General features: G+C 29.7%; 9 protein-coding genes. All 9 read left to right on the top strand.

Annotated features, from left to right (window positions below):
* Positions 1-112 precede the first annotated feature (112 nt).
* The 9 genes from I6U48_RS17885 to I6U48_RS17925 all read left to right on the top strand — a co-directional run bounded on the left by I6U48_RS17885 (position 113) and on the right by I6U48_RS17925 (position 12346).
* Positions 113-790 carry a response regulator gene (locus I6U48_RS17885; protein WP_218321833.1) on the top strand — a complete coding sequence of 226 codons (678 nt, stop codon included), beginning with the start codon at positions 113-115 and terminating at the stop codon, positions 788-790.
* Positions 787-2283, top strand: a complete 1497-nt coding sequence (locus I6U48_RS17890) for a sensor histidine kinase (protein ID WP_218321834.1) — start codon at positions 787-789, stop codon at positions 2281-2283. Before I6U48_RS17885 ends, I6U48_RS17890 begins: the two co-directional genes overlap by 4 nt.
* A gap of 115 nt (positions 2284-2398) precedes the next feature.
* Complete coding sequence (locus I6U48_RS17895) at positions 2399-3019, top strand: HutD/Ves family protein (protein ID WP_218321835.1); 621 nt, start codon at positions 2399-2401, stop codon at positions 3017-3019.
* A gap of 249 nt (positions 3020-3268) precedes the next feature.
* Positions 3269-6088: an AfsR/SARP family transcriptional regulator gene (locus I6U48_RS17900; protein ID WP_218321836.1), complete on the top strand. Its 2820-nt coding sequence runs from the start codon at positions 3269-3271 to the stop codon at positions 6086-6088.
* A 206-nt stretch (positions 6089-6294) separates the two neighbouring features.
* Positions 6295-7818, top strand: a complete 1524-nt coding sequence (locus I6U48_RS17905) for an HAL/PAL/TAL family ammonia-lyase (protein ID WP_218321837.1) — start codon at positions 6295-6297, stop codon at positions 7816-7818.
* Positions 7819-7876: 58 nt separating this feature from the next.
* Positions 7877-9292, top strand: coding sequence for a sodium:solute symporter family protein (locus I6U48_RS17910; RefSeq protein WP_218321838.1), 1416 nt, complete (start codon positions 7877-7879; stop codon positions 9290-9292).
* A complete protein-coding gene (locus tag I6U48_RS17915; protein ID WP_218321839.1) occupies positions 9292-9534 on the top strand; it encodes a hypothetical protein in 243 nt (80 codons plus the stop codon). Before I6U48_RS17910 ends, I6U48_RS17915 begins: the two co-directional genes overlap by 1 nt.
* 21 nt (positions 9535-9555) lie before the next feature.
* Positions 9556-10092 (top strand): hypothetical protein, encoded by a 537-nt coding sequence (locus I6U48_RS17920; RefSeq protein WP_218321840.1) that lies wholly within the window; start codon positions 9556-9558, stop codon positions 10090-10092.
* A 151-nt stretch (positions 10093-10243) separates the two neighbouring features.
* Positions 10244-12346 (top strand): methyl-accepting chemotaxis protein, encoded by a 2103-nt coding sequence (locus tag I6U48_RS17925; protein WP_218321841.1) that lies wholly within the window; start codon positions 10244-10246, stop codon positions 12344-12346.
* Positions 12347-12410 lie beyond the last annotated feature (64 nt).

The raw sequence follows: 12410 nt of genomic DNA on the forward strand, positions 1-12410 counted from the left end.
TTGATAAAGGTAAGAGATATTTTGTAAATTTTTCTGGATTAATAATGAAATTGTGACAAAGATGTAACAGAAGTATTGTATAATAAATGTAGTAAAAAACTGGAGGTATAGTATGAGTGGCAAGAAAATATTAGTAGTTGATGATGAACCTTTAATAAGAAAACTTGTAACAGATTTTCTTAAAAAGGAAGGATATAATACAATTGAAGCAGAGGACGGACGAAAGGCTTTGGATTTATTTTCTGCAGAGAGTGACATAGATTTAATAATTCTTGACGTAATGCTTCCCGAATACGATGGATGGACTGTATGTAGGGAAATAAGAAAAAAGTCAAACGTTCCAATTATAATGCTGACAGCAAGAGGAGAAGAATTTGACGAAGTTTTTGGTCTTGATATTGGAGCTGACGAGTATATTTCCAAACCCTTTAGTCCCAATATATTAATAGCAAGAGTAAACGCAGTGCTTAGAAGAGCAGCACCTGCAGATACTAATCTTAAGGAATTTGAAGGTTTAAAAATAGACGAAAGTGCCCACCAAGTAGTTATTGAAAATGAGAGAATCGATTTAAGCCCTAAAGAATATGATTTATTGATATATCTTACCGAAAATTACGGAAAAGCTTTAAGTAGAGAACAGATATTAGATAAAGTATGGGGATATGACTACTATGGGGATTTAAGAACAGTAGATACTCATATAAACAGATTGAGAATAAAATTGGATTTTAAAAGTGATTATGTTCATACTGTTCGTGGATATGGATATAGATTTGAGGTTGAAAAATGATTAAATCAATAAGATCAAAACTTTTTATTTCCATAACTTTTCTTTTGATATTCTTTGTTTTTCTTTTATGGATGTTAAATAACTTATATTTAGAACAATACTATGTAGATAAGAAGAAGAGTATATTGAGAGATAATGCAAAACATCTAGCAAATATATATAAAGGTAATATAAAAGACATACAAAATGAACTTGATATAACAGCTAGCATAACAGGAAGTAATATAGACATACGAAGCAGTGATGGAATTCTGCTATATAGTTCTTTTAGAAAACCACCAGAAGACAAACACATAATGAATAATGATAAGCTAAATTCAGAGTCAAAACCTTTTCCAGATAAACCTCATGATAATGAGGTAACCCAATATACCGAAGGCAATGATACTTTTGAGATAAGAAGAGATACTGGTATGAATATAGATTTTCTTGCACTTGGAACAAAGCTAAACAATGGAGATATACTTACTATAAGAATTCCAATAGTTTCTATAAGAGAAAGTGTAGATATTGCAAATAGATTTATTATAATAACAGGTATTATAATTATAATGTTTGGAAGCTTGTGGGTTTATATATTTTCAAGAAGATTCACAAAGCCAATACTAGAGGTAAATAAGATAGCTAGAAATATGGCTAAATTTGATTTTACTGCAAAATGTAATATAAATGGCAAAGATGAAATTGGGCAACTTGGACAAAGTGTTAACTACCTTTCTGGAGAACTGGATAGAGCAATTACAGAATTAAATATAAAAAATAAGAAACTTGAAGAAGATATAGAAAAGGAAAGAAAAATAGATGAAATGAGAAAGGAATTCATATCTAGTGTTTCTCATGAATTAAGAACACCTTTGTCAATAATACAAGGTTATGCAGAAGGCTTAAATAGTAACATAGCAGAAAACATAGAAGATAGAAAATTCTATTGTGATGTTATTATGAATGAAACAGAGAAAATGAATAAGCTGGTAAGAGATTTGCTAAATCTTTCTCAAATTGAATCAGGATATTTTCACATTGAAAAAAGTGAATTTAATCTAACGGAATTGATTAAATATGTTCTAAATAAATATCAATCTATTTTTAAGGAAAAGAATATTGAAGTGAATTTTGAAAGCTGTGAAAACATCAATGTTTATGGAGATATGGTAAGAATTGAACAAGTGCTTACAAATTATCTTAATAATGCTATTAATCATATAGATATTGATAGAGTTATTAAAATAAAAAATATATGTAGTGATGATAAGGTAAGAGTAATTGTATTTAATACAGGAAAGCATATACCAAGCGAATCCTTAGGGAAATTATGGAACAGTTTTTATAAAGTTGACAAAGCAAGAACAAGGGCTTATGGAGGCTATGGACTTGGACTTTCTATAGTGAAAGCTATTCAAGATCTTCATAAAAATTCCTACGGGGTAGAGAATAGTGAAGGTGGTGTAACTTTCTGGTTCGAAATAGATAAAGTAAAAGATACTAATATGTAAAAATTAGAAAAGGAAGATATAAATTATTAATGAAATTTTATTCTAGAAACTTATAATATTATGCAGGAAAAAACTTCAGGATGACGAATTTATTAACTGGAAAGGTGGCGGTTATATGGAGAATAAAATCAGCATAATAAAAAAAAGTAAGTTTCAGGTAAGCGAGTGGTCTGGTGGAACTACAACAGAACTTTTAATATATCCTGAAGATGCAAAGTATAGTGATAGAAGCTTCAAATGGAGACTTAGTTCGGCAAAGGTTGAAGCTGAAGAATCAATTTTTACACATTTACCAGGTATTTCAAGGATTATTATGGTGATAGATGGAGTCTTAAGACTCGAGCATGAAGGACATCACAAAGTAATATTAAACCCTTTTGAACAAGATAGTTTTATGGGAAGCTGGAAAACCAAAAGTTTTGGTAAAGTAACGGACTTCAATCTCATGATGAATGAGGGATGCATAGGAAAACTAGAAGCTTTTTCTATTAATGATAATATTAAAATATTTTTAGATGAAATTAGTGAAGAAACAAATCAAGTTACAGATGCTTTTTATTGTGTAGAAGGAGATTTTCAGCTGACTATTGGGAATGAGTTACTTAATGTTAATAAAGGTGAAATATTAGAAGTTACAAGATATAGTGATGAAATACATAATAATGAAATTAAAATTTGTAATAAAGGTAGCCAAAAGGCAAAGGTTATAAAGGCAACAATTTTTTGTCAAAGTTAACAAACTTAGAATATTAAAATTTATTAGAGTATCTTAATTATTAAAATGAAATCTATCTCAATTTCACTTTAATAATATAAGATACTCTAATTTTATATCTATAAATAGAAAGTTCAAGGTTTTGGAAATTACAATAAAAATGTGAAAATTAATATAAAAAAGTATTTATATGCAGTAACATTAATAATATAATTAATTATTAAAGAGGTCTATGTAAAAATCCTGATTTGAGAAAGAGATGATAATTATATGATTATAATTAATGCTAACTTACTTGGAATACCAGAGGTTTTAAAGGAAGAAAATAAAATATATTTTCCTTACAGAAAATCTGAAGCTCTATTCTATTATATCCTAATGAAAAAACAGGTTTCAAGAGACAGTGTTGTAGACCTTCTATGGGGAAATATTGATGAAGATGTAGCAAAGAAAAACTTAAGAAATGCTGTTTACTCAATAAAGAAAATATTTAATGAGGAGATTATTGTATCACCTAAGAGACCCTTGCTCATGTTGAATCCAAATATTCAATTTAATTGTGATGTTTACAAGTTTTTAGATGAGAAAAAGCAGGATAAATTACTTGAGAATAATGTTGATGAAGAAACTGTTAAACTATATAAAGGAGATTTTTTGGAAGGTTTTTATGTTAAGGATGCAGAGGTTTTTGAAGAGTGGATGATACAAGAAAGAGAAAGAATTAAAGAGAGATATATTTATAAGCTCACTAAGTGTATAGAGAATTTTATGAAAGAGAAGAATGTAAAAGGTGCAAAGAACTACTGCAAAAAATTGTTTTATGTTGATGACTTTAACGAACAAGCTTATAGGTCTCTTATGACTATATATATGGAAGAAGGTAAATATGGCAAGGCCGTATATACATATAATGTTTTGAAGGAAAAATTGAAAAAAGATTTAGGTGTATCTCCAGATGAAAAAACGGAAGAACTCTATAAAGAAATTACAAAATTAAAAAATAATATTGAGAAGAATAAAGGATTTGGAAGCTTAGAATTTTTCTATGGAAGAGTCAAAGAATTAGACATTTTAATGAATAACTTTAAGAGCTTTATGGAGGTAGATTCATCAAAAACTATATTAATAAAAGGTGATGCTGGCATAGGAAAGACTAGAATAGTTTGTGAATTTTTTAATAATATAAAAAATGAGAATTTAAGCATAATAAGTACTAATTGTTATCAAGCAGAAGAGGAGTATATTTTAAAACCTTGGAATCTAATATTTGAAAAAATATTTAAAGTATTAATAAATGAAGGTATTAAATTACCTCAACCTATATATAGAGTTATTGCAAGCATTTTTCCTAATTTCGATATAGAGAATAGTTGTGAATATATAGAACCATTGGAGAAATGGGACATGCTAAAGTATCAGGCCATTGAATCGGCAGCTATAGATATCATAAATCGTATATGTAAGAAAAAAAGAATGATTTTATTTTTTGATGACATACAGTGGATAGATCAGATGAGTTTAGATCTTATGAAGAATATAATATTGAATTTAAGAAATAAGCGAATTATGATTATTTTTGCTTGTAGAAGTGGATATGTAAAGAAAATTGATGATTTTAATACTTTCATGAGATTAAGGGATATTATAACTGAAATTGAAGTTAATCCTTTAAATAGTGAAGAAACTATAGACTTTGCAAAAAAGCTACTACCTAGTTCAAGCTTCTCTAAGGAAGATGAAGAGAGCATGTACCTAAATACCGAAGGAAACCTGTTTTTTCTTGTTGAATATTTAAATAACTTTAAAGACAAAAAAACTCCATCTATGATTTCCTCTAAGATGCAGGATATATTGAAAACCAGACTATACAATCTTTCAGATAATGCCAGAAGACTATTATCTATAATATCAATATTTTTTGATATGGTTAAAGTTGAAGAAATTCAAGAATTAGTTGGAGAAAACTATTTGGAGATTATGTATAGTATAGACGAACTTCAAAAGAAAGCATTGATAAAGGAAGTATATTCAAATAATGAAATAGGAATTATTTTTAATCATATTAAGATGAGAGAATATGTTTATTCTGAACTTTCAAATTTAGAAAAAAGCTTTTTACATAAAAAAGCTGCTGAAATTATTGAAAAGCGATTAAAGAATAATGTTCAGGATTTTCCACTTTACTCTAAATTGATTTATCATCATAAAGGGTGTAACAATAGATTAAAAGAACTAGAATATAAAATTAAGAATTTAAACGTATATCTTACAAACAAGCACGAAATCTTCCCAATTTTATATAACAATTATTGTTGTGAAGAATACTTGCTTACTGAAGATAAAGTTAAGGATAAATTTGAAGAGATAAATAAAATTATTAAAGACTTAAAAAACAAAGATGCAGACAGAGAGAAACTAAATGTCATTGGAATGGAGTTTTCGTATATAGTAGGACGAGACTATATTAGAAAAGGAGAATATGAAAGAGGCTTCAGTATAATATATGGTTTAATAAAAAATAGCATAGATATTCAAAACTATCAATTAGCACTTCAATGCTATAAACAAGTGGTTTATTATTCAATGAATATCTCTAATTTTCCTCTTATGAAAGAATATATTGATAAGGCTATTGAAATTTCAACAGAACATCATTATGACAATGAAATTCCTGTGATGCTAAGATTAAAAGGATATGAAAAAATAATGAGTGGAGAATTAGATGAGGGTGAAAAAATATTAAAGAAAGCTATAGATTTGTTTAATAATCTGGGAAACAAGGAAAGATATATTTTAAATATTGCAGCAGCTTATGATTTTATAGGCGAAAGTAAAATGGTAAAAAAAGAATATGATGAAGCACTTAAATACTATGAATTAGCTATAAATATGTGTATAGAAAGGGATATAAGATTAGGTCTTCCGATATTTTATACTAATGCAGGTCAAGCTTTGTATGAAATAGGTCAGTACAATGAAGCTTATAATTATATTAGTAAGGCTCTAGAATTGTATGGTGAACTAAACTTTGTATGGGGAAGAGATAAAGCTGATAACTTACATGAGATTCTCTTACGTACAGAATCATAAATAAAATCTGGGCGGATTCAAAATAAAAAAAATTTTGAATTCGTTTATTTTTTAACTCTTTTTGACTTTTTTTAGACTTAATATTTATAAAATTAAATAAATTCGTAAGTTTAATAACTTATTTTTGAAGGGGGACACCTTATGAAATAAAAAACATAAATACTAGCTGATAAGGCAGAAAAATAGTACAAAAATGGGGTGCTGAAATGGAAAATGAAACTGTTATTTTAACGGGAAGAAGCTTAACTTTAGAGGAAGTTGAAAAAGTCTCTAGAAAAGGTGCAAAAGTAGAAGTTAGTTCTGAAGCAATTCAAACTTTGAAAGATGCTAGGCAGCTTGTATATGACCTGGCGAATAGTGATGTTCCTATTTATGGATTTAATACTGGTGTGGGATGGAATAAAGATAAGAGAGTGATGAAAGAATTTTTTCAGCAATACAACACAAATCTTATACATTCACATTGTGTTGCAGTAACACCGGAAGCAAGTATAGAAGAAGTTAGAGCTGTACTTCTTGTTAGATTAAATACTTTACTTTTGGGATGCACAGGTATTCAACCAGAAATTGCACTAATGTATATGGAAATGTTAAATAGAGGGGTAACTCCGGTACTTCCTGAAAGAGGTTCTGTAGGAGAAGCAGATATTGCGTGTCTTTCTCATATAGGGCTTGCGATGATTGGTGAAGGAGATGCATACTTTCAAGGAGTTAAAATGAGTGCAAAAGAAGCTCTCAGTAAAGCGGGACTGGACCCGGTTGTTTTAGGTCCTAAGGATGGACTAGCAATTGTAAGCTCAAATGCATTGTCAGCAGGAGAGGGAGTACTAGTAGTGCGAGATATAGAAAAGCTTCTTGATATTGCTGATATGGTTTATTCTCTTAGTTTGGAAGGATTGAATGGCAACACATCTCCATTAGATCCTAAAACTCATGAAATTAGGCCATTTCCAGGTCAGGCTTTTAGTGCAGAGAGAATATCAAAATATATTGAAGGAAGTTATATTTATGAGCCAAACTGGAAAAAGCCTGTACAGGACCCTCTAAGCTTTAGATCAGCAGCTCATATACATGGGGCCGTTAGAGATGCATTAGAGTATTTAAAAAAGTATTTGACTATACAAATTAATTCGTCTGATGATAATCCATGTCTAATCCTAGATGAAAGAAGAATAGTATCTTGTTCTAATTTTGAAGTAACCAATTGGGTTCTTGGATTTGAGATGATAGGAATAGCATTAAGTCATGTATCAAAGGCATCTTGCTACAGAACTATAAAGCTTAGCAACAATGAATTTACAAAGCTCTCAAGATTTTTGGCACCTGCAAACAACGTAATCGCTTATGGTACTATTCAAAAAGCATTTACTTCATTGGATGCAGAAATTAGACATCTTTCTAATCCGGCTACTACAGATTTCTTTTCATTAGCGGGAGAAATAGAAGATCATGCCAATAATTCTCCTTATGTAGTTCAAAAAACAAGAAAAATAGTAGATAATCTGTTGTATATACTTGGAATAGAGGCACTACATTCAGTACAAGCAATTGATTTAAGAACAGATATTACACTAGGGAAGGGAACAAAAAAAGCTTATAAAATTATAAGAGAAAAAATCCCTTTCTACAGCGAGGATAGAAACCTCACTATAGATATTCAAAAAATATATGAGATTTTAAAAGATGATAAATTTATTGGTGAAATCATGAAAGCAGTAGAGTTGTTTTAAAATATGAAAAAGTCTAAAATAAACAAATAAGGGATTAAAAATAGGGGGGAATTAATAAATGAGTATCAGTTTAACTGCTTTAGATAATGTTGTTATTATTGCATTTATAGTATTATTTGTTGGGATAAGTTATTATTTTTCAAAGGCAGCAAAGGACATGGAGACCTTTTATCTTGGAAATCATGCACTGCCTTGGTCTCTTACCGTTGGAACATTGTTTTCAACTTGGTATGGTGGAGTTGGTACAGTAGGTAATATAGAATACTCTGCTATATATGGGTTATCATGTTGGGTAATATGGTCTGTGACTTGCCATGCAGGTAGAATTCCACTTGCTTTATGGGTAGGCCCTAGAATACATGTTAGAACTGCTATAACAGTACCAGATTTACTACATAGTGTCTATGGCAGGGGTGTGGCATTATTAGGTTCATTTTTTATGTTCCTTTATTGTATTAGATTAGGTGAGGTAACAGCAGCAGGTTTTATAGGACATTCAGCATGGGGAATAAATCCAGAAGTAGCAGGATGTTTAGCTGTTGGCTTAGTTATTATTATTACAGTTCTAGGTGGACTTATGGGTGTTGCAGTTATGGACATGATTCACTTTTGGATTATGATGGTAGTAATTTGTATTGTAATGCCTATAAATTGGCGTGAGGTTGGTGGATGGGCAGGTCTTACACATAGTCTTGCTAGTACTCCAAAGCTCATGGACCCATATGGTGGATTCTCATTTATGAAAGCACTTATGCTTGTTTTATTAGCCTTTAACGTTTATGCAGATCCTGCTTTTTATCAAAGATTTTCAGCGGCTAATTCACCTAAAGCAGGTAGAAGAGCATTACTTACTTGTTTAGTTTTATGGATTGCCTTTGATTTAGTACTATTTTTGACAGGTCTTATGGTAAAAGTGTTATATCCTAATACTCCACCAACAGAAGGATACATTCAGCTTGTATTTAGAACAATTCCGGTAGGTTTTAGAGGAGTCTTTATAGTAGCAATAATGGGTGCTATTATATCAGCTCTCTGTGGATATTATCTTACAGGAGGAGCTACACTTGCAAATGATTTCTATGCAAGGATAAAAGGAGACGTTTCTCAAGCCAAAATTGTATTCTTAACAAGATGTGGTGTTGTAGCTGTTGCTCTATTTGGATTGTTGCTTGCATTTAAATTTCCAACAGCTCAAGATGCTATGATTTTCACAAGCTCAATCTGGATGTCAGCTGGCTTTATACCTATAGTTGGAGCATTATTATACAAGGGTAAAATAAAGACATTAGGTGGATACATGGGTATGATTACTGGAATTCTTGTTTTTACATTATTAAAACTATTCCCAATTCAAGGTGTTTCAATTGAGCCACTTGTTGCAGCATTACCTTTATCTACTATTGCGTGGTTTATTGGAAATATAATTGGAAAAGAGAAAATTGAGAAAAATAATGTAATAGAGGTGAATAGATAATGGCAGGAAAAAATGATTTAATTGAAAAAGTTGAAGTTGATAAAGTTGAATGGACAGGTATAGATGGATTTCTTGTTCTAATGTTTTTCATTGTAGGTGCTATTATTTGGATATCAATTATTAAAAAAATTGATGTTGTAGTTGGACTTATTATACCAATTTCATTAGCGATAATTGTTACTGTAATTTTTGTAGCATACTTAATGGAGATATTTAAATTTTATAAAAATAAAAGCAAATAAGACTTTATTGGAGGAAATTGTATGGATATTAATATATTTAAAATTAAGATAGGAAAAGAAGAAGCAATAAGAACGGCAAAGGGTATGAGAAGTTTTTTTATGGGTTTATCAAATAAAAAAATTTCAGAGGTTAGAATCCATTATGTTGAAGTTAAATTTGTTACATGTATTCTAACTCATAAACCTAATTTTTTAGAAAAATATTTATTCAGAAATAATAAAATTAAAAAACAAAAAATATTAATGTTAGTAGATGGAACTACATGTGAAACAGCAATCGTTGATAGCAAACCTGAAATAGCTTCTGTTAAGGATGTAGACCAGGAATCCATACAAATTTCCTCTTATTCTGATAAGCGTATGATAGATAGTTGTAAGAGGGTTGCATCAAGAGTTGTTCGTAGAAATCTTGGTAACCTTGCAGAAATAGAATTTGAAAAAATTGAGAACTGCTATCGTCCATATTGGTTAATATTATATGGAGAAATGAAGGAAGGCAAAAAAGTTAGATGCATTCCAGTATCTGCTGATGGTTGTGGATCTTATAGAAATTTCTAAATAATAGTAGCTAAGCCTAAATAAATATGCTCATTGTTATGTACAAGATAGAAATGTAAAAAGGAGAGAAAACAAAAGAGTTCACTCTCTTTTTTATTACTTCAAAATAGTGTAGACAAGAGTTGTTTTAAATAGTTTTGGAGGTAATGTTATGAAGGAATCCATGAAAACAAAAATTATATTATATTTTGTGTTTGTTATTCTTATAACATCAATACCTATTGGGATTATAAGTTATAGAAATACATTTAATATAATAAAAAATAATATATATAATTCTTCACAAAAAGAAATGGTACAAGTCGATAACAATATATTAACTTTATTTAAAGATATCAAGGAAAATAATAAATATATAGGGTCAAATGAAATGATTAAAAAAGCTGATGAGAGTATAATAGCTCTTTTTAATATTTCTAAAGAAGAGCATTCCAAAAAATATTCTAAGGAATTAGGTGGCATAGAGGGAGAAATATATAATGAGCTCGAAAGATATTCTAAGTCACATCCAGATGTTGCATATGTTTATTTGGGAACAAAGTGGGGAGGATACATACAATGGCCAGATGGATTAAATATAAGTGATTTTGATCCTAGAAAACGACAATGGTATGAACAAGCTATAAAGGATCCGGATAAAGTAAATGTTTCTGCTCCGTATATGTCTACGGATGGTACAGAATCAGCTATTGTAAGTACAACAAGTTGTGTGAAAAATGATTCTGGAGAAATTATTGGTGTAATAGGCTTAGATGTTAGTTTAAAAACGCTTTCTGAGACAATAAAAAATATAAAGGTCGGGAAAAGAGGATACCTATTTCTATATTCAAAAGATGGAACTATAATTGCACATCCCAATTCTAATCTTACCTTTAAAAATCTGAGCAAACTTTCAACTGAAGAAACCAAAGATGAAAAGACTAACAAAACAATAGAATATAAGATAAAAGATTATTCTAAGTTTATTAGTGAAGATAATTCTTCTTTTGAAACAATAATAGATGGAAAACCTAGTTTAGTATCTGTATATACATCTCCTTCTACTGGATGGAAGATGGCCTCTGTGATAAGTAAAGAAGAATTAATTGAAGAGGCAAATAAGGTTGGAATTGTCATAGCATCTATTGTTATAATAATAATTTTAATAACTATCACTATAGCATACTTCTTAGCAAGGAATGTGATAGATCCTTTATTAAAGATAAATGAATTTGCTTATAGGCTTAAAAATTTTAATTTTAGTAAACCAGTTACGTTAGCAAGAAGAGATGAGTTTGGAAGAACTGCTTTGGCATTAAATACTGCGCAGGATAACGTCAGAAGATTAGTAATTGATATAATAAGTGAATCACAGGAAGTAAGTGCGTATAGTGAAGAGTTGTCTGCTGTAGTTGAAGAGATGTTATCTAAGTTTGAATTTATAAACGCTTCAGCTAAGGAAATAAGTACAGGCGTAAATAAAATAAATATAGGTTCAGAAAGGGTATTATCTTCAGTACAAGAAGTGGATTCAAAGGTAACTATACTATCAGAGAAAGCTGTTAATGGAAATAATAACGCTGCTAGTATAAAAGATAGAGCTATATCTTTAAATCAAAAAAGTGAAACTGCTATAGCAGAACTAAAGAAGTTATATTCTGAAAAAGAAGAAAACATTTTAAAAGCAATAGAAGAGGGAAAGATTGTAGAAAGAATAATGGATATGGCAGATGATATATCTTCAATAGCGGAACAAACCAATCTTCTTGCACTAAATGCAGCTATTGAGGCCTCAAGGGCTGGTGAAAGTGGAAAAGGCTTTGCAGTAGTAGCTGAGGAGGTAAGAAGGCTTGCAGAACAGTCATCAAATTCTGTTTCAAATGTTAAAGATATTATAGGTAATGTTCAAAAAGCATTTAAAAATTTATCAGATAATAGTAATACTTTATTAAAATTTATGAATGAAAATGTAATTAAGCAGTTTCAATATTTTAGTGATATAGGAATTCAATATAGCGATGATGCAGATTTTGTAAATAATATGTCAGAAAAAATAGCTATTATGACAGAAGAAATAAGTATAACTATAGACTCAATAAATACTTATATAAAGAACATGACTAAAATGATACAGACTTCATCGGAAAAATCAAATGAAATAGAAGAAAGTATTGATGAATCAGTTCAAGCAATAGGGCAAGTAGCATCAACAGCTCAAAATCAATCAGAACTTGCTCAAAAACTTACCGATTTGACTCAAAAATTTAAAATATAATTTAAGATGAATTTGAAAATTCATCTACTGACTTTTTTTAGACCATTAATGATTAAAATATTTG

The sequence above is a fragment of the Clostridium thailandense genome (genome assembly GCF_019207025.1).
GTDB lineage: Bacteria > Bacillota > Clostridia > Clostridiales > Clostridiaceae > Clostridium_AM > Clostridium_AM thailandense.

What these genes read in the sequence shown, in the direction of transcription:
- I6U48_RS17905 (WP_218321837.1), top strand. Translation starts at nt 6,295, where the DNA reads ATGGAAAATGAAACTGTTATTTTAACGGGAAGAAGCTTAACTTTAGAG.
- I6U48_RS17900 (WP_218321836.1), top strand. Translation starts at nt 3,269, where the DNA reads ATGATTATAATTAATGCTAACTTACTTGGAATACCAGAGGTTTTAAAG.
- I6U48_RS17885 (WP_218321833.1), top strand. Translation starts at nt 113, where the DNA reads ATGAGTGGCAAGAAAATATTAGTAGTTGATGATGAACCTTTAATAAGA.
- I6U48_RS17915 (WP_218321839.1), top strand. Translation starts at nt 9,292, where the DNA reads ATGGCAGGAAAAAATGATTTAATTGAAAAAGTTGAAGTTGATAAAGTT.
- I6U48_RS17890 (WP_218321834.1), top strand. Translation starts at nt 787, where the DNA reads ATGATTAAATCAATAAGATCAAAACTTTTTATTTCCATAACTTTTCTT.
- I6U48_RS17895 (WP_218321835.1), top strand. Translation starts at nt 2,399, where the DNA reads ATGGAGAATAAAATCAGCATAATAAAAAAAAGTAAGTTTCAGGTAAGC.
- I6U48_RS17910 (WP_218321838.1), top strand. Translation starts at nt 7,877, where the DNA reads ATGAGTATCAGTTTAACTGCTTTAGATAATGTTGTTATTATTGCATTT.
- I6U48_RS17920 (WP_218321840.1), top strand. Translation starts at nt 9,556, where the DNA reads ATGGATATTAATATATTTAAAATTAAGATAGGAAAAGAAGAAGCAATA.
- I6U48_RS17925 (WP_218321841.1), top strand. Translation starts at nt 10,244, where the DNA reads ATGAAGGAATCCATGAAAACAAAAATTATATTATATTTTGTGTTTGTT.